The sequence below is a fragment of the Chryseobacterium capnotolerans genome (genome assembly GCF_021278965.1).
Taxonomy (GTDB): Bacteria; Bacteroidota; Bacteroidia; order Flavobacteriales; family Weeksellaceae; genus Chryseobacterium; species Chryseobacterium capnotolerans.
Genome location: NZ_CP065589.1, coordinates 5,162,523 through 5,187,403 on the forward strand (window position 1 = coordinate 5,162,523; position 24,881 = coordinate 5,187,403).

General features: G+C 36.9%; 20 protein-coding genes, 1 pseudogene and 1 riboswitch. Of the genes and pseudogenes, 16 read left to right on the forward strand and 5 right to left on the reverse strand.

Translation table 11 applies throughout. The features are described from left to right. Window positions 1–152 precede the first annotated feature (152 nt). Window positions 153–437: a hypothetical protein gene (locus tag H5J24_RS24575; protein WP_185124639.1), complete on the forward strand. Its 285-nt coding sequence runs from the start codon at window positions 153–155 to the stop codon at window positions 435–437. Between the two features lie 92 nt (window positions 438–529). On the opposite strand, the gene H5J24_RS24580 is transcribed toward H5J24_RS24575, so the two are convergent. Next, complete coding sequence (locus tag H5J24_RS24580; protein WP_068939061.1) at window positions 530–1,402, reverse strand: helix-turn-helix transcriptional regulator; 873 nt, start codon at window positions 1,400–1,402, stop codon at window positions 530–532. A 143-nt stretch (window positions 1,403–1,545) separates the two neighbouring features. Between H5J24_RS24580 and H5J24_RS24585 the strand changes: the two genes are divergently transcribed. From H5J24_RS24585 to H5J24_RS24625, 9 genes and pseudogenes are all read left to right on the forward strand, one after another. Next, window positions 1,546–2,574 (forward strand): T9SS type A sorting domain-containing protein, encoded by a 1,029-nt coding sequence (locus H5J24_RS24585; RefSeq protein WP_068939063.1) that lies wholly within the window; start codon window positions 1,546–1,548, stop codon window positions 2,572–2,574. A 198-nt stretch (window positions 2,575–2,772) separates the two neighbouring features. Then, a complete protein-coding gene (locus H5J24_RS24590) occupies window positions 2,773–5,607 on the forward strand; it encodes an alpha-amylase family glycosyl hydrolase (protein ID WP_068939368.1) in 2,835 nt (944 codons plus the stop codon). Between the two features lie 97 nt (window positions 5,608–5,704). After that, window positions 5,705–5,810: riboswitch (SAM riboswitch) on the forward strand. A 94-nt stretch (window positions 5,811–5,904) separates the two neighbouring features. Continuing rightward, a complete protein-coding gene (locus H5J24_RS24595; protein ID WP_068939066.1) occupies window positions 5,905–8,349 on the forward strand; it encodes a TonB-dependent receptor plug domain-containing protein in 2,445 nt (814 codons plus the stop codon). Between the two features lie 7 nt (window positions 8,350–8,356). Next, window positions 8,357–9,583 (forward strand): APC family permease, encoded by a 1,227-nt coding sequence (locus H5J24_RS24600; protein WP_232815927.1) that lies wholly within the window; start codon window positions 8,357–8,359, stop codon window positions 9,581–9,583. 217 nt (window positions 9,584–9,800) lie between these two features. Continuing rightward, entirely contained in the window at window positions 9,801–10,886 is a 1,086-nt protein-coding gene (prfA, locus tag H5J24_RS24605; RefSeq protein ID WP_068939070.1) for a peptide chain release factor 1, read from the forward strand. Between the two features lie 81 nt (window positions 10,887–10,967). Then, window positions 10,968–11,633 (forward strand): hypothetical protein, encoded by a 666-nt coding sequence (locus tag H5J24_RS24610; protein WP_068939072.1) that lies wholly within the window; start codon window positions 10,968–10,970, stop codon window positions 11,631–11,633. Window positions 11,634–11,739: 106 nt separating this feature from the next. Then, window positions 11,740–13,842, forward strand: a complete 2,103-nt coding sequence (locus H5J24_RS24615; protein WP_068939074.1) for a prolyl oligopeptidase family serine peptidase — start codon at window positions 11,740–11,742, stop codon at window positions 13,840–13,842. Window positions 13,843–14,016: 174 nt separating this feature from the next. Beyond that, window positions 14,017–16,136 (forward strand): annotated as a pseudogene (gene scpA, locus H5J24_RS24620) (methylmalonyl-CoA mutase). A 44-nt stretch (window positions 16,137–16,180) separates the two neighbouring features. Next, a complete protein-coding gene (locus H5J24_RS24625) occupies window positions 16,181–17,167 on the forward strand; it encodes a M28 family peptidase (protein WP_082810954.1) in 987 nt (328 codons plus the stop codon). 40 nt (window positions 17,168–17,207) lie between these two features. Here the strand turns inward: H5J24_RS24625 and H5J24_RS24630 are convergent, their stop codons facing one another. Then, the gene (locus tag H5J24_RS24630) at window positions 17,208–18,050 is read right to left on the reverse strand and encodes a hypothetical protein (protein WP_082810955.1); all 843 of its coding nucleotides are present in this window, start codon (window positions 18,048–18,050) and stop codon (window positions 17,208–17,210) included. A gap of 497 nt (window positions 18,051–18,547) precedes the next feature. Here H5J24_RS24630 and H5J24_RS24635 point away from each other — a divergent pair, with 497 nt between their 5' ends. From H5J24_RS24635 to H5J24_RS24655, 5 genes are all read left to right on the forward strand, one after another. After that, complete coding sequence (locus H5J24_RS24635) at window positions 18,548–19,234, forward strand: hypothetical protein (protein ID WP_228407551.1); 687 nt, start codon at window positions 18,548–18,550, stop codon at window positions 19,232–19,234. Window positions 19,235–19,244: 10 nt separating this feature from the next. Further along, a complete protein-coding gene (locus H5J24_RS24640; protein ID WP_068939375.1) occupies window positions 19,245–20,636 on the forward strand; it encodes an RtcB family protein in 1,392 nt (463 codons plus the stop codon). Window positions 20,637–20,736: 100 nt separating this feature from the next. Next, window positions 20,737–21,282, forward strand: coding sequence for a nucleotidyltransferase domain-containing protein (locus H5J24_RS24645; RefSeq protein WP_068939080.1), 546 nt, complete (start codon window positions 20,737–20,739; stop codon window positions 21,280–21,282). Between the two features lie 2 nt (window positions 21,283–21,284). Continuing rightward, on the forward strand, window positions 21,285–21,983 hold the full coding sequence (gene prfH / locus H5J24_RS24650) for a peptide chain release factor H (protein ID WP_068939082.1): 699 nt from the start codon (window positions 21,285–21,287) through the stop codon (window positions 21,981–21,983). Between the two features lie 42 nt (window positions 21,984–22,025). Beyond that, window positions 22,026–22,475, forward strand: coding sequence for a tetratricopeptide repeat protein (locus tag H5J24_RS24655; protein WP_232815928.1), 450 nt, complete (start codon window positions 22,026–22,028; stop codon window positions 22,473–22,475). Between the two features lie 58 nt (window positions 22,476–22,533). Here H5J24_RS24655 and H5J24_RS24660 read toward each other — a convergent pair whose 3' ends face one another. Then, complete coding sequence (locus H5J24_RS24660; protein WP_068939085.1) at window positions 22,534–22,821, reverse strand: c-type cytochrome; 288 nt, start codon at window positions 22,819–22,821, stop codon at window positions 22,534–22,536. 22 nt (window positions 22,822–22,843) lie between these two features. Next, a complete protein-coding gene (locus H5J24_RS24665; protein WP_068939087.1) occupies window positions 22,844–23,137 on the reverse strand; it encodes a c-type cytochrome in 294 nt (97 codons plus the stop codon). Between the two features lie 197 nt (window positions 23,138–23,334). Between H5J24_RS24665 and meaB the strand changes: the two genes are divergently transcribed. Next, window positions 23,335–24,327 (forward strand): methylmalonyl Co-A mutase-associated GTPase MeaB, encoded by a 993-nt coding sequence (gene meaB, locus H5J24_RS24670; protein ID WP_068939089.1) that lies wholly within the window; start codon window positions 23,335–23,337, stop codon window positions 24,325–24,327. Here meaB and H5J24_RS24675 read toward each other — a convergent pair. Then, entirely contained in the window at window positions 24,324–24,875 is a 552-nt protein-coding gene (locus H5J24_RS24675; RefSeq protein WP_068939092.1) for a DUF4251 domain-containing protein, read from the reverse strand. The two genes, meaB and H5J24_RS24675, sit on opposite strands and share 4 nt — an antisense overlap. Window positions 24,876–24,881: the final 6 nt, after the last annotated feature.

Genomic DNA, 24,881 nt, shown 5'->3' on the forward strand with positions numbered 1-24,881 from the left:
GGAGTGGAGGTATGAGATGTTTGCAAAAGCCTCAAATCTCTATTCCCACCGCCTTAAAATCTATATAGAATTAAAATAAATTAAAAAATAGAGCAGGTATCTTTTGTGTAAAAAAGAAAAAAGCTTTACTTTTGCCTAAAATCTTTAAGAGAATGATAACTATTTTATCAGCATTTTGGCCGTTCTACCAGTTCCTTTGGACTGTATTCTTTATTACTATGTTCTTAGTAGGATTCTGGTGTATTTTTATGTTCTTCGGATTAGTAATCCCAATGTGGCTAACTGAAGGTTTGAAAGAGTACTTCGGAAAAGTAAAACCTTTCGATCCTGAAGATATCAGAAGAAAAAATATATATGAACAGGAGGGAGTAGAGGTTATTTTTAACGAACCTAAAGGAAACGGACCATTCCTTCACGATCACGGACATCATCATTAATTGATTGTCATTGCTTTTTCACCTGAATTCTGAAAAAGTAATATCAAAGCAAAACAACATATATAAACCGCTTAATTTTTTAAGCGGTTTTTCTATTTATTACTCCGCAAGTGTTCCGGTGATACTCCAAACTTCTTTTTAAAAGCGCGGGTGAAATTCTGAAGATATTCATATCCACATTCAATAGCAATTTCTTTAATCATAATATCCTTGTCTGTAATAAGTTTCCGGGCTTTCAACATCCTAAGTTCCGAAATGTAGTGGCTGATCGTAATGTGATATTCTGCTTTGAACTCTTTCCTGATAAGATTTTGATTGACCCCTATCAACTTTCCGATTTCTTCTGCCTTAATATTCCGGTGATAATTTTCATCAATGAATTTTTTTACCATTTCAGGAGTTTTTGATACAATCTCCAGGGTATTCTTTTCATTAAACTGTTCAAAGATGAGAATCAGCAGTTTGATGATTTTTGCTTCAATAAACAGCTTTTGCATGACTCCCTTTTTAGAATAGGTTAAAATTTCTTTTAAAATAATATGCATTTCAACGGTCATGTTGGGAGGAGTGGTTTTTTGAAGAAAGATGAAGTTATTATGGATCATGTTTTCCAGGATTTCTGCCCCTTCTCTATTGCTTTCCGAGTTGATAAGATTTGAAATATATTGATAATTGAGTTGAATATGAAGGTATTTAAGATTCTCTTCACTGTCAGTCCATAATTCTGCCTTGTTTTTGCGTGATGAATAATGAAGGATATACTGGTTTTTTTTAAATAAGAATTGCGTATCACAATCATGAGCCTTCAGATGAATATCCGGGCTTAATAAGAACAGAAGATTGAAACTTGAAGTAGGTTCAAGTAGATATGATTTTGGAGAGCCTTCAGAAGCAGATAAATGCTGCATATTAATTTCAATATTCTCTGATCTGAAAACAAGCTCTTTTCCCTGTTGATCCCCCATACAGCATATTTTTACAGCCATAGTACCACGTAAAGCACCTTTATAGGATAACTAAAAGGTGGGAAATGATAACCCGGAATTAATTACGTAAGGTACTTTTGTGCAAAATTAAATTAAATTTAGAATAATTAAAAATAATATTTATGATTGGAGATTTATATTTTGCAGTGCGAAACCTGGGAATAGGAATATTGCTGATGGCAGGAGGTACGTTGGGAGCTCAACAAACCTGCAATAATACGAATCCGGGCAGTAATGCTGGAGATCTGGGGTGTGTGACCTTTATTTATCGCGGACAACCAGTTACTTACACTACAGTAAGGACTGTGGATGGAAATATATGGCTTCAGCAAAATCTTGGGAGTGAAAGAGTAGCAGAAGCAATGAACGATGATAAAGCCTATGGAGATTTGTTTCAGTGGGGAAGATGGGATGACGGGCATCAGCTGCGATCTTCGTCTACAGTTTCTTCTCCTTCTGTGAACTCTCCGGATGGTTTACAGAATGGGTCTTTTATTACAGGATCTCCAGCATGGTGGTCTGGTAATGGACTGACTGACAAATGGGAGGGTTCAGGTTTTTCAGAAGTGGGTGAGACCGTTGGAATTGACCCATGTAAGGCTATAGGGGCAGGCTGGAGACTACCTACTCAGGCAAATTGGGCAGATGTTATTGATATTGCCGGAATTTATACCCCTTTAAAGGCTTATGAAGGAATTTTAAAATTACCGATGGGAGGTTTCCGTGGTTCCTCAGATGGAAGTTTTACATCTGTAGGACAAAAAGGGTACTACTGGAGTTCTACTCCTACGGGAATTGGTGGTAAATATTTGTTTATAGGAACTACCATTGCCAATCCCTCTGCAGGAGCTTCAAGAGGGCAAGGGTCTTCAGTAAGATGTATAAAAATAGAATCAGAGCTTGGAACGTCTGATATTAACTTGAAGAAAAATGCTGTTGAGGTTTTTCCTAATCCAGTAAAGGGAATGCTTACTGTAAAAAGTACTTTCTTGATTGAAGGTCTAAAGATTATTAATACTGTAGGACAAAGTGTGCCAGCTTCATTTTCAGATAACCAGATTAATATGAATAGCTTGCCTTCAGGTTTATATATGATAGAGTTAAAATTAAAGAACGGAGAATCCGTGGTAAAGAAAATTATGAAAAATTAATATTTTTTAATAGTTGAATCAATATATCTATTAGATTTCCGTTACATACGATAGTTCATTACAATTACTTTTATTGAAAGGCTCATTGAAATTTTTTCATGAGCCTTTTTTATGTGATGTTGATATTTGTTTGATCAAAATAGAATAAGATGATCATTGCAAAGAGAAATTAATATTATATTCGATAAAAATAAAGACATGAAAAAATTATATTCCGCTGCTTTGTTATTCATTACAATGTTGGCTTTTGGACAGATTAACTATACGATTTCTCCAAATCCGTTTAATGAAACAGATGCAATTACCCTCACAATTCCCGGCGATCAGATTGATGAATCGGCCTGGGGAGTAACTAATAATTCAATTTATATCTGGTCATGGTCCTTTGATACCAATTATCAGAGCAGCCAGGATTGTCCTACCAATGGAAGCTGGAATAATTCCAACGATTTGAATAAGCTTAGTTACAATGCTGCAACCGATATATACTCAATAACACTGACGCCAACAGCCTTCTTCGGGAGAACGGGTATCGGAAGGTTTGGGTTTTTATTAAAGGATAAAACCGGTGCACACCAGACATCCCCTGATATCTTTGTAAATGTAGGTATTTTGAACCTGAGTTTAACTAATCCTTCGGCCAACAGCCTTACAACAGTACCGGTTGGAAGTTCGATCAATATTACCGCAACAACGAATGTAAATACTACTTTCCAGCTTAAAGCGAATGGAGTAGTGGTGAATTCTACCTCTGCTCCTTCTCAATCTTATTCTTACAGTTATACAGTTACAGAGGATGCCAGTATGGAGCTGATTGCTACAGAGGGGAGCAATTCCAAAAGTGCAGCATTCATTCTGCAGGTTCCCCGGAATGTGGTTTCTGAAGCTATTCCAGATTGGATCAGGCAAGGAATAAATTACAGTCCAATAAATCCTACTAAAGTTGGGCTTGCTTTGTATGCTCCTCACAAAAACTTTGTTCATGTGATAGGAAGTTTCAATAACTGGACGGTGAATGATACTTATCTGATGAAAAGGGATACCGTAAATCCGGATCTTTACTGGATTGAGCTAAATGGATTAACTCCACAGCAGCTTTATACGTTCCAGTACAGAACAAACGATTTGAGGAGGGTAGCAGACCCTTATTCTCCACAAATTTTATCTTCTTATGATGATCCGTGGATTTCATCTTCCACATATCCGAATCTTCCGGCATTTCCAGCTGGCCAGGGCTTTGAGGTTTCAACATTCAAACTCGGGCAAACTCCTTATAACTGGCAGGCAGGCAATTTTCAAAGACCAGCTAAGGAAGATCTTGTAGTGTATGAGCTGCTGTTAAGAGATTTTACCCAGGAAAAAAACTGGCAGTCTTTGATTAATAAAATCTCATATTTAAAAAATCTGAAAATCAATGCTATTGAATTGCTTCCAATTATGGAGTTTGACGGGAATCTTTCATGGGGATATAATACTTCCTTCCATTATGCCTTAGACAAAGCGTACGGAACTCCTGAAAAGTTCAAAGAATTTGTTGACTTGTGCCATCAGAATGGGATAGCTGTGATTTTGGATGTAGCTTTTAACCATGCCACAGGGCGCTCCCCTTTAGTAAGGCTTTGGAATATTGACCCGGATGGTGATGGCTATGGTGATGTGGCGGCTAATAACCCTTATTTCAATCAGGTCCCTAAGCACTCTTATAATGTATTCAATGATTTTAACCATAGCAGTCCTTCAACTCAGTATTACGTTGAAAGATGTCTTCAGCAATGGCTGACAGAGTATCGTATTGATGGCTTCCGTTGGGACTTAACAAAAGGTTTTACCCAAAACTGCTCTGAAAATGATGAAAACTGTACCAATGCTTATCAGCAGGACAGAGTAGATATTATGAAACATTATGCAGATAAACAATGGGCCCTTGATCCAAACTCTTATATGATATTCGAACACCTTGGAACGGATGCAGAAGAACAGCAGTGGGCTAATTACAGAATAGCAGAAGGAAAAGGAGTGATGCTTTGGAATAAACAAACAGAGCCTTACAATCAAAATACGATGGGGTATAAAGATAACAGCAATTATGACCGTATGAATCACAGTCTTCATGGCTTTACCAATATGCATGCTGTAGGGTATGGAGAAAGTCATGATGAAGAAAGGCTGATGTTTAAAAACCTTGCTTACGGAGCTATTAATGGAAGTTATAGTGTGAAGAACTTGAATACAGCTTTAGAAAGAATGAAAACATTTGGAGCCACTTTCTTTACCATTCCCGGTCCAAAGATGATCTGGCAGTTTGGAGAGCTGGGGTATGAATTCAGTATCAACCGATGTGCTGATGGAAGTATCAGCAACGGATGCAGGACTGATGAAAAACCTGTAGCTTTCACATTGGGATATGATAGTGATGTTAACAGAAAAGCAGTCTATGATACATGGGCAAAGATTATTGATATCAGAAATACCCATCCGGTATTCAAATCAAAAACGTATAGTATAGAATCCAATAACCTTGCAAATGATCCTGATGGATTAATCACAAGGATTTATGTGTATGACAGTACCATCAATGGAATGAAAAATGTAGTCGTTCTGGCGAATTATTCTACAGCCGTACAAAATATTACGCCTTATTTTCCGTATGTTGGACAGTGGAAAAATCTGATGGATGATACCGTTTCAAATATTGTTTCAACTACGGAACTCATTACTTTGCAGCCTGGAGAATTCAGAATTTTTGGAAACAATGCAGGATCTTTATCTACTTCTGATGTGAATGCAGCAAACAAATTATCCCTTCAGATCGCTGATAATCCGATCAAAAATGGGTTTGCTAAACTGATTTTCAATAAAGCCAGAAACGGAGAAATCATCATTTTCGAAATGAGTGGTAAAAAGCTTGATGCGTTCAAACTCGATAAAGAAAATGGTACTTATGAACTGAAGGTCAGTTATCCACCCGGAACTTATCTGGTTCATCTGAAATCAGAAACAGGAATCGCTATTCAAAAGATGATTGTAAAATAAATAGAGAGGCAAATTGGCAATTCAGCGAATTTGCCTTTTTTCTTTATAGGGCTCATTCGCTTTTGCATATTTGAAAAATTAGTCTACCTTTGCACTAGATTTATCAAGAAAGGTGGAGGGATTTGGCCCAATGAAACCTTAGCAACCTGCATAATTCCAGAAATGTAAAGGTGCTAATTCCAACCCGATGGGGGAGATAAGTGAAGTCAATATTTCTATATGAATTCCATTTCTTGAAGTCTTGTGTATCTGCAGTATAATCTGCGGAAGAATATTTATTAATTGGCAAGAACAAAGATGAAAAAACTAAGCACAGCTGTATTATTGCTGGGGACAATATGGGTCGCTGCCCAGGAGCAGGAGGAAAAAGGAAAACAAATCGAAGACATTATCATCGTAGGAAACCGTAACGTTAAAAGAACAAAACTGGAAACACCGGTTCCTGTAGATGTGATCAATATTGATAAAGTTCAAAGATCATCTCCGCAAATGACGGCTCAGGACCTTTTGAACTATGTTATTCCTTCATTCAATTCTGTAAGACAATCCGCTTCAGATGGAACGGAACATATTGATCCTGTAACGTTAAGAGGAATGGGACCAGATCAGGTTTTAGTATTGCTTAATGGGAAAAGAAGGCATACAACATCTCTTGTCAATTATCAGAATACCGTAGGAAACGGATCTGTAGGAACAGATCTGAGTACTATTCCTGTGATAGCCATAGAAAAAATTGAAGTATTAAGAGACGGTGCTGCTGCACAATATGGTTCTGATGCTATTGCCGGAGTGATTAATATTATTCTAAAAAAGAATGCCGGAGCTTCCGCAAGTTTAACCTATGGATTAAGTGGAAGAAATGACGGCGATACTTACCAGGCGGGAGTTAATTATGGAACTTCTCTTGGGAAAAATGATGGATTTGTCAATCTTTCATTGCAATTAAGCCACAGAGGAAAAACAACGAGAACCCAAAATCATGATCTTGATATTTTCGGAAATAATTTTGCCTATGAATTTGCAGATAATCCAGATATTGCAAGACAAAATGATGATGATGAAATAAGGAAAAGGGGATTAACAAGAGACTATTTTAATTTCCAGATCGGAGATGCACAAATCAGACAAGGGCAATTGTTTTTCAATGCAGAATATCCCTTGAACGATAACTTTAAGTTCTATTCTTTTGGTGGGTTCAGTATTAAAGAAGGGAAAGGATATGGTTTCAGAAGACTTCCCAACGAAGATTTTAATATTGTTAAAGAAATATATCCCAATGGTTTTCAGGCAGTCCTGAATTCTCAGATTTATGATATCTCTTATGCTGTAGGAGCGAAGTATAATGTCAACGATTGGTTGATTGACCTGAGCAATACTTTTGGAAGTAATACTTTCAACTATCATGTAAACAATACCAATAATGCCTCTCTTGGAATCAAGTCCCCAACACAGTTTTATGCGGGAGCTCATAGCTTTTTGCAAAATACGGTCAATCTTGATGTTTCAAAAAAAATCAAGAACTTCAATATCGCATTCGGTGGAGAATTCAGATTTGAACAATATCAGATCAAAGCAGGAGATGAGGCATCTTATACCCAATATGATGAAAACGGAAATATAGCAACAAAAGACTCTAAAGTAATCGGTGCGGGAGGTTCACAATCTTTTATAGGTTTTTCACCAGACAATGCCTTAAAAAAAGACAGACACGCCACTGCAGTATATGCTGATATTTCTTATGATCTGGATAAAAAACTGAATATTGATGCCGCTGCCAGATTTGAAAACTATTCAGATTTTGGGAGTACCCTGAACGGAAAGTTAGCAGTAAGGTATGAGTTTATAAAAAATTATGCAGTAAGAGCAGCCGTTGGAACCGGATTTAGGGCACCATCGCTTCAGCAGCAGTATTTTAATAACTCGTTTGCAGATATTTCTACATCAGGAGGGGGAATTGTGAGGAAAGGAATTTTTAATAATGATAGCCAGGCTGCACAGGTTCTGGGATTTGATAAATTAAAACAGGAAACATCCGTTAATGGGAGTGCTGGGTTTACCCTACGACCTGCTAAAGGCCTTTTCATTACCGTAGACGGATATATTATTAAAGTGAAAGACAGAATTGTCATTACCAGCAATATTACAGATTCCAGATTATCTGATCGTAATGTAGTAGGAGAAGGAAATCAGGTGGAAAGCGGCAGATTCTTTGCCAACGCCATTGATACCGAAACGAAAGGAGTGGATGTAGTTGTTTCTTATGATTGGAAGCTGGCTGGCGGAAACTTAAATATCAACCTTGCCGGAAATTATGCCGAAACCAAAATTACAGATTTCCATTTCCCGGAGAATTTGGACACCCCACAAAAAGAATTCTTTGGCCCGGATCAGATTAATATCACTGAAACTCTTTCTCCTAAAACAAAAGCATCATTGGGGTTGACCTATGGAATTGGAAAATTCAATTTTCTCGTGAGAAATACCTATTTTGGTAAAGTCATAAGAGATGGGTATCCCTTCGGAGAAGTTCAGGAGTTTGCACCAAAAGTAGTTACTGATGTAAGTGTAGGCTATGATATCACAAAGAATATCAACTTTACAGTAGGGGCCAACAATGTATTTGATGTTTTCCCGGATCTACAGATTTATAAAAATTCATACTATGGAGTATTCAAATATGCACCGGTTCAGATGGGTACATTGGGAAGCTATTTCTTTGGAAGGCTTAATTTTAATTTTTAATGAATAAATGAGTACTGCTTCACATCAGATTGGCTGGAAAACAGCCGCAGCCATTGTCGTTTCCAATATGATAGGGACAGGGATTTTTACAACCCTGGGATTTCAGTTATCTGATATTACCAATACCTATAGTATTTTCTTATTATGGGTAATCGGAGGCATTCTGGCGTTGTTCGGAGCTTTCTGCTATGCCGAATTAGGCTCTCATTTTAAAGGAAACGGGGGTGATTTTATCTATCTTAAAGAAACATATCATCCCTTATTCGGATACCTGATAAGCTGGATTTCCCTGATTATCGGATTTTCTTCACCCGTTGCATTGGCGGCTTTAGCCATGTCAAAATATCTTTCCGTATTTGAGTATTCATTTGGAAATGGCTTTGCCATTGCCGCTATATTTTTAGTAGCTATTACCCTGTCATTCAGTTTAAAGACTTCAAGCCGGTTTCATAATTTTTTTACATTTATCAAAATTACCTTTATTATTGTACTGGTAATCTTGGGTGTAGGATTATCAGATTCTCCAGAGATTGGAAACAGTCTGAACTTCAGTGACAGCTGGCAGCATGAAATTATGCTTCCTGCCTTTGCAACCTCGCTGGTTTTTGTTACCTATTCTTATACCGGATGGAACTCTGCGTCCTATATTGCCGGAGAAATAAAAGATGTTCAGAAGAGTCTGCCTAAATCACTGATTATAGGAACCGTTTTTGTGACGATAAGTTATATTTTGGTAAATTATATTATGCTGAAACATGCTCCGGTAAGCCAATTAGCGGGAAAAGAAGATGTAATGGGCGAGGCTGCAGTAAATATGCTGGGGCTTTCCTTTGGAAAGATTGTGAATGTTTTTATCGCATTACAGCTCATTGCAACCATCAGTGGATATCTGTGGGTAGGATCAAGGCTTACCCAGGCTTTTGCAAAAGATACCCGCATCTGGAAGCCGCTTTCAGTAGGGAATAAAAAAGGAATCCCAGTAAGAGCGATCTTTGCTCATGCCATCATCGCTACAATCATTATTTTAACAGGAAGTTTCAAGGAAATCTTTGTATATACGGCATTTATCCTTCAGTTATTTGCAAGTTTAGCGATATCAACCGTATACTTTCTTAAAAAGAAGATCGAAAAATATTTAAATCCAATGCTTTTTATATTTTCCCAACTGTTTTCTTACTGTTCAGTATTTATATTCTGTATTTTACCTTTATTCATAACCCTAAAGAAAGCTTAATAGGATTAGGAATTATTGCGGTAGGGCTCATTTTATATTGGATAGACAGAAGACTTTCTAAAGAGGTTTAAGAGGAATGTTGAAAGCATAAAAAGTGGATTGGTTAATTTATAAACACATCTTTTTACCATTTTATGCCCTTGATCCCTAATGCTCAAAAATTTATACTTTAATTTTGAATTAATAATTCTTATCTTTGCACCTAAAAAATTCGACAATGTCTAAATCATTAATTCCAAAATTAGAAGCTATAAAACAAAGATATAATGAGGTTGCAGACCTTATTATACAGCCTGATGTCATTTCAGACCAAAAAAGATATTCTTCTTTGAACAAAGAATATAGTGATTTGGGGAAAATTGTAAGAGTTTACGATCAGTATAAAGGTGCTTTAGACAGCATTGAAGAATCTGATGAAATTATTGCAGATGGCTCAGACAGAGACCTTGTAGATCTTGCAAAAGAAGAAAAACTGGAAGCTCAGTCTAAACTTCCAGGGTTAGAAGAAGAGCTTAAAGTTCTATTGATTCCTAAAGATCCTGCCGATGACAAAAACGTTATCGTTGAATTACGTGCCGGAACAGGAGGTGATGAAGCAGCAATCTTCGTGGAAGATGTGTACAGAATGTATACCATGTATTTCAAAACAAAAGGATGGAGACATGAAGTGACAGATTCCAATGAAGCAGCAAAAGGATACAAGGAATTGATCATGAAGGTGGAAGGTGAAGGTGTATACGGAATTATGAAATTCGAATCCGGAGTTCACCGTGTGCAGCGTGTACCTGAAACAGAATCTCAAGGTAGAGTTCATACCTCTGCTATTACCATTGCTGTTCTACCGGAAGCAGAAGAAGTAGACTTCGAACTGAATCCTGCTGATATTGAAATGCAGACTTCACGTTCAGGAGGTGCCGGTGGTCAGAACGTAAACAAGGTTGAAACAAAAGTACAGTTGACCCACAAGCCTTCAGGAATGGTAGTGGTTTGTCAACAGGCTCGTTCTCAGTTGGCTAACCGTGAATTGGCAATGGAAATGCTAAGAACTAAGCTATACGATATCGAACTTCAAAAAGTACAGGGAGATATTGCTGCACAACGTAAATCTATGGTTTCTACGGGTGACCGTTCTGCAAAGATCAAAACATATAACTATCCACAGGGAAGAGTAACAGATCACAGAATTAACAAATCAATGTATAATCTGGATGCTTACATGAATGGAGATATTTCTGAAATGATTGATGCCGTAATTATGGCTGAGAATGCAGAAAAAATGAAGGGAGAAGAAGAAAACTACTAAGAGTTTACAAAAAATAAACAAAGCCTCTGATTTTCTCAGGGGCTTTTCTTTTAAGCACAACAATTATTCAAATTATAAACTATGAAAAACTACAAAATTATTTTTTTATTATTGCTTACCATGATGGGGCAATACGTTTCTGCACAAACAGAGGTAAAGAATCCCAAAGAAGTCTTTGAGCTGTACTTCCGGACTTTAGTAAATAACGATGATGCAGCCTTAAATAAGCTTAATGATTATTTAAGACCTACAGTAGAAGGGCAGGATGCTTACCAGATCAATTTCAAAGAATCTTCGCAGGAAATGATCAACAGCAGTGTAGAGAATTTCCTTTCTGCTTTTCCTAAAGCCACGGCTTCAGCATGTAAAAAAGAAGCGGAAGATTATTTCATGGCAATGATCGGGAATTTTAAAAAAGCAAAAGTAACCGTTAACAACGTAAAAATTGTTCCTAACGAATACCTTGAAGGAGAAAAAATTGCAGAGATAAGCTATACCGTAAGTTTTCAGCTGCCATCAAAATTGACCCATGGGCCTGAAGGTGATACGAAGAAAGTAAAGGCTGAGGAACTGAAAAAATATTTAATTCAGATAATTGAAGATTTTAAAAATGCAGATAAAACAGTAACCACAGACCAGAACTTTAGTCTGTATGAGCTGAAAGAAGGAGGTAAAATATACTATTGGAACGGGAGCCCGGATCAAATTGTTACCAATCTTACCGATTTCTATTTTGACAGCTTTTAATTGGCGGAGAACTGATTAATAGCTTCTTGAATAATCTAAAGTCCCGAAATTTAGGGACTTTTTTTATTTCACATACTTTATGTATTTTTGATAAAAACTGTTCAGTATGAATTTTAAACCTATGTTATTAACGGCTGGAGTTCTATTTTCAGCATCTTTTTATTCTCAAACAATGAATTATCCAAAAGCATTAAAGGGGACTCAAAGCGATACTTATTTTGGAACTGCAGTTTCTGATCCGTATAGAGATCTGGAAAATGATTCTGAAGCAACCAAAAAATGGGTGGATGAAGAAGTAGCGTATAGCCAGAATTACCTTTCAAAAATTCCATTCAGGGATAAAATTAAAAATCAGCTGAAAGATATCTGGAATTATGAAAAAATTTCTGCTCCATTCAAGGAAGGTGATTATACTTATTATTCCAAAAATGATGGATTGCAGGCACAATCTGTTTTATACAGAACAAATAATAAGACCAAAGCTACGGAAGTATTTCTAGATCCTAATAAATTCTCTGAAAAAGGAACCACTTCAATGTCTAACCTTTCTTTCAATAAAAAAGGAAATTTGGCTGCGTACTCTATTTCTGAGGGTGGAAGTGACTGGAATAAAATTATCATCATTGATGCTGTTACCAAAAAACAGATTGATGAGACTTTAGTAGATGTAAAATTCAGTGGAATTGCATGGCAGAATGACGAAGGATTCTATTATTCAAGTTATGACAAACCGAAAGAAGGTACTGTACTTTCCGGAATGACAGATAAACATAAAGTGTATTTTCACAAGCTGGGAACAAAGCAATCTGAAGATAAACTGATCTTCGGGGGTGAAAAAACACCAAGAAGATATTTGGGAGCAAGCGTTTCAGACGATCAGAGATATTTGATCATTTCTGCAGCGAATGCTACTAATGGAAATGAGCTTTTTATCAAAGATTTGAAAAAAGGAGGTGATTTTGTACAGATTAATAAAGGATTTGACATCAATGCAAATATTGTAGACACTCAGGGAGATGACCTTTTTATTTCCACAGATAAAGATGCTCCGAATATGCGTCTTGTAAAAACTACAATCAGCAACCCGGCTCCGGAAACATGGAAAGATGTCATTCCACAAACGGAAAACGTATTGGGAATCTCTTCTGGAGGCGGATATTTCTTTGCAACGTATATGGTGGATGCCATAGATCAGGTAAAACAATACGATAAAACCGGAAAACTAATCAGAGAAATTACCCTTCCGGGTAAAGGAAATATTTCAGGTTTCGGAGGAAAAGAAAAAGAGAAAGACCTTTATTATTCTTTCAGTAACTATATCACGCCGGGAACTACTTATAAATTCAATGTAGATTCAGGAAAATCTGAGGTATATCAAAAACCGAAAGTAAAATTCAATCCGGATGATTATGTTTCTGAGCAGGTATTTTACACTTCCAAAGACGGAACAAAAGTTCCGATGATGATTAACTATAAGAAAGGAACTAAGCTGGATGGTAAAAACCCAACTATTCTATACTCTTACGGAGGTTTCAATATCAGTTTACAGCCATCTTTCTCAGTCGTAAATGCGATCTGGATGGAAAATGGCGGAATCTACGCTGTTCCAAACATCCGTGGAGGTGGTGAGTATGGTAAAAAGTGGCATGATGCTGGAACAAAAATGCAGAAAAGAAACGTTTTTGAAGACTTTATTGCAGCAGGAGAATATCTACAAAGCAAAGGGTATACATCAAAAGAATATATGGCCCTTTCCGGAAGATCAAACGGAGGTTTACTGGTTGGAGCAACAATGACTTTACGTCCTGATTTGGCGAGAGTAGCATTCCCGGGAGTTGGAGTACTGGATATGTTAAGATACAACAAATTTACAGCTGGTGCAGGATGGGCTTATGATTACGGAACAGCAGAAGACAACAAAGAAATGTTTGAATATCTGAAATCCTATTCTCCGGTACACAATGTAAAAACAAAAACATGTTATCCATCTACCATGATTATTACCAGTGATCATGATGACAGAGTAGTCCCGGCTCACTCTTTCAAATTTGGAGCAGAACTTCAGGAAAAGCAAGCTTGTAAGAACCCTATTTTATTAAGAATTGAGAAAAATGCAGGACACGGAGCCGGAAGATCAACAGATCAGGTAATTGGTGAAAATGCAGATTTGATATCGTTTGCTTTATATGAGATGGGCGTAAAACTTTAAGCCATAAAGCTAAAACCAATCTCATTAAAACGAGAAACAGATTAAAATAAACTGAATAAAGTCCGGATGTATATTCGGACTTTTTCTTTCCTAATATTCAGTAAAACTGAATGTTAACAGAAGTTTCATGTTTCGTTCAAAAAAATTAACTTTACGGAGACAAAAATTATTGGAATGCGAAAAACAATTTCTGTGAAAAAGCCCGATTTTAGTGTATTGCCTCAGGAAAGAGAAATTTACAACTTTGAAAAAGACGGGCTGGAACTTAAGTCATCCTATGAAAAAAGGATGTGAAAGATGAATCATTAACACAGACTTCTCCAGGAATTGAACCTTACCTGAGAGGCCCGTATTCCACCATGTATGTACAAAAACCATGGACCATCCGTCAGTATGCTGGTTTCTCTACCGCCGAAGAGTCCAATGCTTTTTATAGAAGAAATCTTGCAGCAGGACAAAAAGGACTTTCCGTAGCTTTTGACCTTGCTACACACAGAGGATATGACTCTGACCACGCAAGAGTTGTAGGAGATGTTGGAAAAGCAGGAGTAGCCATCGATTCAGTGGAAGATATGAAGATTCTTTTTAATGAAATTCCATTAGATCAGATCTCTGTTTCCATGACAATGAATGGTGCTGTACTTCCCATCTTGTCTTTCTATATTGTTGCAGCAGAAGAGCAGGGCGTGAAGCAGGAATTACTTTCAGGAACTATTCAAAATGATATTCTGAAAGAGTTCATGGTGCGAAATACTTATATTTATCCACCTGCACCGTCCATGAAGATCATTGCAGACATTTTTGAATATACTTCGCAAAACATTCCAAAATTTAACTCTATTTCCATTTCAGGCTATCACATGCAGGAAGCAGGAGCCACTCCGGTATTGGAAATGGCTTACACGCTGGCAGACGGCCTTGAATATGTAAGAACAGGGATCAAAGCAGGAATGAATGTAGATGATTTTGCCCCACGATTATCATTCTTCTGGGCAATCGGGATGAACCACTTCATGGAAATTGCTAAAATGCGTGCCGCAAGATATATTTGGGCAACACTTTTAAAACAGTTTAATCCTCAGAATCCAAAATCCTTAGCATTAAGAACGCACTCTCAAACTTCAGGGTGGTCATTAACAGAGCAGGAACCTTTTAATAATATCACAAGAACCGCTATTGAAGCGCTATCTTCAGCATTAGGTGGAACGCAGTCTCTACATACCAATGCCTTGGATGAAGCTATTGCTCTTCCTACCGATTATTCAGCTAAAATTGCAAGAAATACACAGATCATTCTCCAGCAGGAAAGCGGAATTTGCGATGTAGTAGACCCGATGGGAGGCAGTAACCTTGTAGAAAGTCTTACTCAGCAGATGATTGAAGAAGCGATGAGGTATATTGATGAGGTAGAACAGGAAGGAGGAATGACCAAAGCCATTGAAGCGGGAATCCCAAAAATGAGAATCGAAGAAGCTGCCGCTAAAAAGCAGGCTAAGATCGATAGTGGTGAAGAATTCATCATCGGAGTCAACTCATTCAAATCATCATTAAAACAAGATGCCATTGAGATTCTTGATATTGATAATACCGAAGTTCGCAGAAAGCAAATCGAACGATTAACTACTATCAAAGCAGAGAGAAGCTCTGAAGCGGTAACAGAAATTCTGAATGAAATCCGCGAAAGTGCAAAAACAGGAAAAGGAAATCTATTGGCACTTTGTATTGAAGCAGCAAGAAGAAGAGTTACCCTTGGCGAAATGAGTGATGCCATGGAAGAAACCTTCGGAAGATATAAAGCAAACATTAAAACAATCTCTGGAGTATACGCTATGAATGCCGGAAAAAATGAATATTTTGAAAAAGCCCTTCATCTGACTCAAAAGTTTGAAGAAGAAGAAGGACGCCGTCCAAGAATTATGGTGGCTAAAATGGGGCAGGATGGGCATGATAGAGGAGCAAAAGTAGTAGCAACAGCATTTGCAGATATGGGATTTGATGTCGATGTGGCTCCATTGTTCCAAACTCCGGAAGAAGTAGCAAAGCAGGCCGTAGAAAATGATATTCATATTTTGGGAGTATCTTCCCTGGCTGCAGGACACAAAACATTAGTTCCTCAGGTGGTAGGAGAATTAAAAAAACTGGGTGCAGATGATATTACCATTGTTGTAGGAGGAGTTATCCCGCAGCAGGATTATGAATTTCTGTATGCGAATGGAGCAGATTTTATTTTCGGTCCGGGAACAAACCTTCCAAAATGTGCTGTTGAGATCCTGGAAAGGTTTTTAGAAAACTAATCCCAAAAAGCTTTAAATTTCATTAGTAAATTAAAAGCAAATCTATGGGTTTAAAAAATAAACTAAAGCCTACAAAGAAAAAGCTGATTTTCTTTGTAGGCTTTCTCTTTATAGCTATTGTATTATTCGTTTCAATAGGAAAAAAGGAGCGAACTGTACAAACTTCTCCTGTTCCTGCAGATAGTACACAGATTAAGAAACATTTGGTCGCCCTTACCCAGACTCCAAAGTTCCGGAATCATAAAAATGTAGCTCAGCTGAATATCATTGCAGATTATATTCGCCAAACATTCAAAACATATAGTGACAGCACAGGCTTTCAAGAGTATAAAGTAGGTGGGCAAACTTATAAAAATGTAATCTGCTCCTTTGGAACTGAAAATAGCAAAAGAATAATAATTGGAGCCCATTATGATGTCTGTGGAGATCAGCAGGGAGCAGATGATAATGCCACAGGAGTTACGACGCTTTTAGAATTAGCCAGAATGCTCAAAGGGCAAAAGCTCAATTATCGGATAGATCTTGTGGCCTATACATTAGAAGAACCGCCATATTTCAGGACAGAGAATATGGGCAGTTATATTCATGCAAAATATTTAAAAGACAATCATATAGACGTTTATGGAATGGCCAGTGTAGAAATGATTGGCTATTTTAAAGATGAAAAAGGATCTCAGGATTTCCCTGTAGGCATTCTTTCGTGGATCTATGGAGACAAGGGGAATTTTATTACTTTGGTGAAAAAGTTCAGCGGAGCAGGGCCGTTCGTTGGAAACTTTATAGATCATTTTAAACACTCAAATCAGATAAAAACAGAAACATTTCCCGCCCCGAAATTTGTAAGCGGAGTCGACTTCTCAGATCATTTGAACTATTGGAAATCCGGTTTTTCCGCGCTTATGATTACTGACACTTCCTTCTTTAGAAACAAAAATTATCACAAATCTACAGACACTTTAGAAACATTGGATATCCAACGGATGACAAAAGTTATTGATGCTATTTTTCTAAGCATTATTTACCTCAAGTGAAAAAATAAAGGCTGTTTCAACGTCTGAAACAGCCTTTATTCTATTTTTTCTGAACGATTTTACCATCATCCATAATCTGATAATGAGTTTTAGTTATCCTTTGACTATTTCCATCAATCTTATGATCTGTTGTTACAGTGATTTCTCCTGATTTATTGATTTCATAGCTGCTGAATTCCTCCTTCTTATCATCTTGTCCGGGATCAAACCAAATACCTTCCACATAGGCTTCCCCAGCGATGCTGTTATTCATTACGGTAAGCAGATAGTACCGGTAATCAAAATCTCCGCAATCCATTGGGACAAGAATCAGTTCAACATTTTTATATCGGGCTAAAGGAAAATACCTGAACTTTGATTCTCCACAGCTGTACTGTTCTGAACCTTCCACCGCAAAATCTGTTTCTATAAATTTTACATCTACCTGAGGAAGATTTTCAATAGGTAAGTTATAAAGTCCTGGTTTTAATAAAGATTCTATTGCGGCAGGCTCATTTTTGCTTTTTCTCCATTGCTCAATAGAAATATATTCTCCGGATACAGGTTCTAAAATAGCTAAAGTGTTACATTGAGCACTTGAAGCATGGAAAATATGATAGGTTTCAAAACGATCCGGACCATTATACCCAACAGAAATAGAATAATCCCAACCAGTATTTACTTTTGTACTGTCTACAAGAAATCCGATTTTACCCTTTCCTTGGGTTTGTGAATCCAGAAACTTTGCCTGATCTTTTATTTCCTCCAAATCAAGAATTTTTTCCATGAAATTCGTAGAGAAACAGCCTTTTTCTGATACTTTTATTACCTCCTTTTTTACAGGTTCTTCTTTCTTGCATCCTATAAAAAGCATTGGAAGTAAGGCCAATAAAACTTTATACATAAAACTCTTTTTTCACAAAAATAAGATTTAAATAATTGATGATTAAAAAAATAATTCTATATTTGCACCTGAAAATCAAGTTTAACCATTTAAAAACAACGAAGCAATGTTCAGAACTAATCAGAATTCTACAGTTGGATTACCCCTTATGGTGGTAAGGCTTCGCGGTTTGGTACATTCTTAGAATAATAGTACAATACAATATCAAAACCCGAAGTCGTAAAGATTTCGGGTTTTTTATTGCGCAATATTTCAAACTCACGTTTCCCCGAAATCTTTTTAAGTGTTTTTAAGAACAAAATAGTTGAGGTTTTATATCCCAAACTATAACTGTTCATCATTATTAATTCATTCAACTATTATTTTAGTTGAGAAAGAAAATAGAAGAAGATCAAATCCGGTATTCTGGATATTGTATCTGATATCTTGTGTCTTACATGGAAAATGATAACCTTCTGTCTTATAGGCTAAGAAGCCTGAGAAGCAGAAAAAGAACAATGAAAAAAGATGTAGAAAAACAGATAAGAAAAAAGTATAAACGTAGTAAGGAAGTCTGGCATATAAGAAAAAACATTCCATTGATTCCTCTGCAAACTCCTTATCAATTAGGATTCGTAAGATTCTTTGTAGTAAGGGATGATGTTATGCGGAGCAGCGATGGAGAGTTCTTTGAAGGACTTTTGAAGAAAATCAATACGTATATGTATTCCGAAAGCCGTCAGTTTTTAAAAAAGAAAAGAAAATTTGGCAGAAGAATATATGTAGAAAGAGAACAAAAGCTCAATCGCGTTTCTTCATACTCCTGGAGCAGTCCAAAATTCGGGCTCACCCCAAGAGAAAGACAGTATTTCCTGAAGAGGGAAGAATACTGCCCCTTCCGGAAATGCAATGAAACTTACTACGAATTTACGGAACCGTGGAGATTTACCCTGAGGACAAGACCGCATATGATTACCCATCAAAAACCTATAGATGCGGAACTGGAAAAAGAACAGGCAGAACTGGATGCCTATCTGGAACAGCATAAAGTCATAGGAATTCTTCAGAAAAAAATGCACGGAAAATCTAATCCATGGAAAATGGAATACGAAACAGATCTTATCAAAAGCAGGAAATATACTACCTGCGCAATGTCTGCAACAGAGATTGCAGAAAGTTTTTTGGACGATGAGTCCTTCATTTAAAACAAAAATAATGGGAAATTTAAAACTAAAAGGAAAAGATATATTAAAACTGGGCTATCCAAATAATCAAAGTGTAAACGTAGCCTTGGAGGTCATGAAGAGAAATTTTGCTACTAAAAATATTCATTATGTAAAATCTCTTCTCAAGGAAATTCTGATGCATCCGGAGCAATTCGAAAAAGATTTAACCTTCGGGCAAATTGCGGAAACCTTGCTCTCCTCTAAAAAAACAGAAAAAAGGATGTTGAATGCACAGCGTGCAGACTTTCAGATCTTTGGGGATAATATTTCCGAAGAAGCTAAAAATCAGCTGTACACGGCATTGAAGCTTCCTGTTTCTGTTCAGGGCGCATTAATGCCAGATGCTCACAGCGGTTATGGCCTTCCGATTGGAGGTGTTTTAGCCGTAGAAAATGCTGTAATTCCTTACGGAGTAGGGATGGACATCGGCTGCAGAATGAGTCTTAGCATTTTGGATACCCCCGTTTCATATCTGAACGGAGCAAGGGATAAATATGAAAAAGCCCTTGCCGAACATACAAAATTCGGAATGTATGAGACTCATAAATCTCATATAGATCATGAAATCTTTGATAGAGATACGTTTGATATGATCCCTATTTTAAGGAGATTAAAAGGAAAAGCGATCAAACAGATGGGATCTTCCGGAGGAGGAAATCACTTTGTGGAATTTGGTGAAGTGGACATCACAGAAGAAGATGAGCAAATAGGATTGCCTAAAGGAAAATATTTGGGAATCCTTTCACACAGCGGTTCTCGGGGATTAGGTGCTGAAATAGCTCAATATTACTCAAGAGTAGCAGTAGAACAATGTCCGCTGCCTAAAGAAGCTCAGCAATTTGCCTGGCTGGATCTAAACACACACCTCGGTTTGGAATATTGGACGGCCATGAACCTTGCAGGAGATTATGCTTCTGCCTGTCATGATGATATCCACAGAAGGCTGGTAAAAGCAGTCGGCGGAAGGGTAAAAGCCAGAATTGAGAACCATCACAACTTTGCATGGAAAGAAATCCATCATGGAAAAGAAGTGATCGTTCACAGAAAAGGAGCTACTCCAGCCAATGAAAATGAATTGGGAATGATTCCTGGCTCTATGACTGCCAAAGGATTTATCGTCCGTGGAAAAGGAAATCCAGAATCTCTGAACTCAGCTTCACATGGAGCAGGAAGAGCCCACTCAAGAGGAGAATGCAGGAGTCTTTTTACTCAGAATGACATCAAAAAAGAATTGAAACTTAAAGATGTTACCCTCATGGGCGGAAATACAGAAGAAGCACCTATGGCTTATAAAGACATTCATGAAGTCATGAATGCGCAAAGTGAGTTGGTAGACATTCTGGGAACATTCCAGCCAAGAATTGTGAGAATGGATAGATAACTTCAGTGTAAATCAAACCTTATGGGTTTCAAAAGCCTATAAGGTTTAATACTATGACATATCAAATAGCTGTCTATTATTAACCCTCAACGAAAAAAAAATGGGAGCACCTCATAATATAAAAAGATATGGAGAAGTCTGGCCGGAATTCAGAATCCTGCTAGGCCTCGAAATTTTAAAAAAACTAAGGAATAAAGTAATTATATCAGGTGGCTGGGCATGGCATTTTATGTCTGAAACAGGACATACAGAACATAAGCATGCTCATGACCACAAGGATATTGATGTTTTTGTAAAGAAAGAAAACGTTGCTGAAGTAGTTATCATTCTTCAGCAGGAAGGATTTCAAAAAGTATGGACCCGCTATGATCATCTTCCGAGTGAAGAAAACTTTAGACGGTACGAAAAAACAGTAGAACTGGAAAATGAAAAGTATCACAGAATCACTATCGATTTTTTTGAAAGAAATGATCTTGAAACTGTTGAAACCAATGGATTTACAGTGGTGAAACCTGATGTTCTACTTTCATTCTACAGAAATATTCATTCCAGCGATAAATGCTGGGCCGTAATGGCGGCAAAAGAATTATTACAAAAGGGAATAAATCCTGTTGGACATCCCTTATTAAGCAAAATGCCAAAATAACAATGGAAAAATTAATACAGATCACTTCAGGAAGAGGTCCTTTAGAATGCCAATGGGTAGTCTCTAAAGTATTAAAGACCTTTTTAGAAGAAGTAAAAGAAAATAATATAGGTTACGAAATTATTCATCGTGAAAATGGCGATGTAAATATGACCGTGAAGTCTGTAACCATACTTTTAAAAGGACAAAATATAAAAGAATTTTTAAAGACATGGTTAGGAAGTGTCTGCTGGGAAGGGAAGAGCACATTCAGGAAACTGCATAAAAGAAATAAATGGTTCATCGGTATCTTCGAAGTGGAAAATCTGGAAACCATTAATTTCAACGAAAGAGAAATAAAATTTCAGACAGCCAGAAGTCAGGGAAGTGGCGGGCAGAATGTTAATAAAGTGAATACAGCCGTTCGTGCTATCCACATTCCAACCAATGAATCCGTATTTGTGCAGGATACACGCTCACAACTGAAAAATAAAAAGCTATCCATTATCAGGTTAAAAGAAAAGGTAATGGGAGTCTATATTCAACAGTTGGAACACAGAATGAAAGAAACCTGGAATCTTCATCTTCAGGTTGAACGCGGAAATCCTGTCCGTACATTTTCCGGAACAGATTTTAAAAATACGTATCAGGATAAAACCTATAAAAAACAAAGGAATATCCTTAAACAGGAATTAAAAAACTACAGCAATGACCTTAACTAAGAATAAATACTATTTTGAAGCATTGGACTATTTCCCATATATATGGCAGAGTGCCTGGATGCTCTGAACTATGCCCTATCCTATGAACCTGAAGATGCAGACAGCCTTTGCCTTATGGGAAGAGTATATTCAGAAGTTTTGAAAGACTATGAAACAGGTAAAAAATATTTTGAAGAAGCCATGCAGAGCAATATAGGAAATGTGAACACCCCTAAATACTATATTGAATGCCTTTTGAGTAATGAAGATTATGAGGAAGCAGAGAAGCTTATCAAATATGCTTTAAAAATGAAGGGAATAGATAAGGCTGAAATTCTTAATTGTGCGTCTCTTTTATTGGAAAGAAAAGGAGAATATAAACAAGCATTAGAACAGCTTAAAGAAGCGAGAAAATTCAGCTTTTGCAAAAGTACTTTTGAGATTTTGGAAGAGAGAGAAAAGGCGGTTCAGAATAAAATGCCTAAAGCGAGAACAAGGAAAAAGGCAGAATAATAGATCCTGTTTGTATATAATTGATTTGCAAATAAAAAATAAGCTTTCATCTGAAAGCTTATTTTTTATTTGCAGAGATCAGATAATCATAGACCATTTGATGTTGGTCATCGCTAAGCTTGGCTTTAGGAGCCATTCTACTTAACGTATTAATCCAGCCCTGATTATCATGTTTGGTAGGTTCTGGCAGTTTATGGCATTTCGAGCAGGAATTTTCAAAAATAGTTTTCCCTTGGGCCAGCTGTTCAGATGAGGTATATTTAGGACCCGTTACTGCCGTACTTTTAGGTCCACAGGATATCAGAAATACTGATGCTGCAATACCGCTTAAGATTAACTTTTTCATACCTTTTTATTTTGTTTGATGATTACTTTTTCACAGAAACAATATAATCATATACCCATTTGTGCTGTTCATCCGTTAGTTTAGCCTTAGGAGCCATAGCATTCATAATTCCTACCCATTGTATAGAATTGTGTGAAGTAGGATCTGGCAGTTTATGGCACTTTCCACACGAGTTTTCAAATATTGTTTTTCCTTGGGCAATCTCTTCAGCCGTAGAAGTTGAAGTTCCTGCTGTAGCAGCAGACGTTGATGCTTTAGGAGTACAGGAAACTAAAAGAATTGCAGTGAATGATGCCGCAGCAAAGAGTTTTTTCATGTTTCTTATTTTGATATATAACAAATGTAATAAATTCCGGAACCCTTTGATAGAGCGTGCTGTAGTTTTAATTTAGAAGAAATAAAATTTGAATTATTGTGAATACTATAATATAAAATTGACTACTCCGCATTTTTTATTTTGCCTTTAAGGATGAACTATTGACCGTTAGCTTTTTAATTATTAATTTTGAATCAATGAAATTTTCTACAGAAGAACTTATTGAGGGAATACAGTCAGGCAACAAGCGTCTGATTGCAAAGGCTATTACTTTAGTTGAAAGTAAAAAAGCTGAGCATAGAGTACAGGCGGAAGAACTTCTGAAAAAAATTATGCCTTTAACAGGAAACTCTATAAGGGTAGGAGTAACTGGAGTACCCGGTGCAGGGAAGTCTACTTTTATTGAAAGTTTCGGTAGATTAGCTATTGCCCAAGGCAAAAAAGTGGCTGTCCTTGCCATTGATCCTAGTTCATCAATCAATAAAGGGAGTATTTTGGGAGATAAAACCCGAATGGAAGAACTCGCAAAAGAAGAAAATGCATTTATACGCCCTTCCCCAAGCTCAGGATTCCTGGGCGGAGTAGCCAATACCACCTTTGAGACAATGATGATCTGTGAAGCTGCTGGGTATGATTATATTTTAATTGAAACTGTTGGAGTAGGGCAGTCTGAAGTTTTAGTCGCTGATATCACTGATGTTTTTTTATTCCTTAAAATCATTGGTGGTGGAGATGAGCTCCAGGGAATAAAACGTGGAATCATGGAAATGGTAGACGTTATTTTCATCAACAAAGTAGATCAGGATAACCTTCAAAAAGCAAAAAATACCAGACTTGAATTAAAGAGAGCCCTGGATTTTATTCCGCCAAAAGAAAAAGGATGGAAGATCCCTGTGCTATTGGGTTCTGCTTTGCACAATGAAGGGCTGCAGGAAATATATGACAAAATCTTTGAGTTTATTGATTTGAAAAAGAAAACCGGACGTTTTGAAGAAATCCGTATCCAACAAGCCGAGAAACGTTTCGAATATTGGGTTCAGGAATACATTCTGTCTCTTCTGAAAAAGAGTAATGGAGTAGAGGAAGCTTATCAAATGCACAAAAAAAATGCTTCAGAGATGGTTTCAAATCCAAGCACTGAAGCCAAATTATTTGTTGAAAAATTTTTATCAGGTGAAAATAGAGGTTAAGGTTTTTCCTTTTCCTGTTTTACTTCACTTTTAGAAACATAGCCGTCATACGTGATCGGTTGTCTGTCATTACTTTTTATTGAAACGAATGCTTTTCCGTTTTTAAAGATCTCAATATTAATCTCTTCAGCAGTGCTTACATCTTTAGGCTGAATTTTCACAGTCCAGGTTCCCTTTTTATTCTGAGATTTATTGATGGTGAAATCCTTTGAAGTAAATCTGTAGCCATTTTTATCAGTATTTCCAAACGAAGGATTGAATAATCTTCCAAAATAGGGAAGTACTACATCCACACTATTTTTACTTACATCAATCGTATAATCTCCTGTATTCAGATTCAACATTCTGGTTGAAGTAGAATTGGGCATAGAGTTCATTACATTGATGACATCATAATTGGTAGGGTTAGCTTTCTGTGCGTAGAAAGTAAATTCCTGGGAATCTACTAACGCGTTTACTATTGTTGGATCTGATGAACCCTGTGATGCGCAGCTCTGAAAGCTAAATAAAAATCCAAAGATCGTCAGAATATAAATATACTTTTTCATGATAGA

What these genes read in the sequence shown, in the direction of transcription:
- H5J24_RS24575 (WP_185124639.1), top strand. Translation starts at nt 153, where the DNA reads ATGATAACTATTTTATCAGCATTTTGGCCGTTCTACCAGTTCCTTTGG.
- H5J24_RS24580 (WP_068939061.1), bottom strand. Translation starts at nt 1,402, where the DNA reads ATGGGGGATCAACAGGGAAAAGAGCTTGTTTTCAGATCAGAGAATATT.
- H5J24_RS24585 (WP_068939063.1), top strand. Translation starts at nt 1,546, where the DNA reads ATGATTGGAGATTTATATTTTGCAGTGCGAAACCTGGGAATAGGAATA.
- H5J24_RS24590 (WP_068939368.1), top strand. Translation starts at nt 2,773, where the DNA reads ATGAAAAAATTATATTCCGCTGCTTTGTTATTCATTACAATGTTGGCT.
- H5J24_RS24595 (WP_068939066.1), top strand. Translation starts at nt 5,905, where the DNA reads ATGAAAAAACTAAGCACAGCTGTATTATTGCTGGGGACAATATGGGTC.
- H5J24_RS24600 (WP_232815927.1), top strand. Translation starts at nt 8,357, where the DNA reads ATGAGTACTGCTTCACATCAGATTGGCTGGAAAACAGCCGCAGCCATT.
- prfA (WP_068939070.1), top strand. Translation starts at nt 9,801, where the DNA reads ATGTCTAAATCATTAATTCCAAAATTAGAAGCTATAAAACAAAGATAT.
- H5J24_RS24610 (WP_068939072.1), top strand. Translation starts at nt 10,968, where the DNA reads ATGAAAAACTACAAAATTATTTTTTTATTATTGCTTACCATGATGGGG.
- H5J24_RS24615 (WP_068939074.1), top strand. Translation starts at nt 11,740, where the DNA reads ATGAATTTTAAACCTATGTTATTAACGGCTGGAGTTCTATTTTCAGCA.
- H5J24_RS24625 (WP_082810954.1), top strand. Translation starts at nt 16,181, where the DNA reads ATGGGTTTAAAAAATAAACTAAAGCCTACAAAGAAAAAGCTGATTTTC.
- H5J24_RS24630 (WP_082810955.1), bottom strand. Translation starts at nt 18,050, where the DNA reads ATGTATAAAGTTTTATTGGCCTTACTTCCAATGCTTTTTATAGGATGC.
- H5J24_RS24635 (WP_228407551.1), top strand. Translation starts at nt 18,548, where the DNA reads ATGAAAAAAGATGTAGAAAAACAGATAAGAAAAAAGTATAAACGTAGT.
- H5J24_RS24640 (WP_068939375.1), top strand. Translation starts at nt 19,245, where the DNA reads ATGGGAAATTTAAAACTAAAAGGAAAAGATATATTAAAACTGGGCTAT.
- H5J24_RS24645 (WP_068939080.1), top strand. Translation starts at nt 20,737, where the DNA reads ATGGGAGCACCTCATAATATAAAAAGATATGGAGAAGTCTGGCCGGAA.
- prfH (WP_068939082.1), top strand. Translation starts at nt 21,285, where the DNA reads ATGGAAAAATTAATACAGATCACTTCAGGAAGAGGTCCTTTAGAATGC.
- H5J24_RS24655 (WP_232815928.1), top strand. Translation starts at nt 22,026, where the DNA reads ATGGCAGAGTGCCTGGATGCTCTGAACTATGCCCTATCCTATGAACCT.
- H5J24_RS24660 (WP_068939085.1), bottom strand. Translation starts at nt 22,821, where the DNA reads ATGAAAAAGTTAATCTTAAGCGGTATTGCAGCATCAGTATTTCTGATA.
- H5J24_RS24665 (WP_068939087.1), bottom strand. Translation starts at nt 23,137, where the DNA reads ATGAAAAAACTCTTTGCTGCGGCATCATTCACTGCAATTCTTTTAGTT.
- meaB (WP_068939089.1), top strand. Translation starts at nt 23,335, where the DNA reads ATGAAATTTTCTACAGAAGAACTTATTGAGGGAATACAGTCAGGCAAC.
- H5J24_RS24675 (WP_068939092.1), bottom strand. Translation starts at nt 24,875, where the DNA reads ATGAAAAAGTATATTTATATTCTGACGATCTTTGGATTTTTATTTAGC.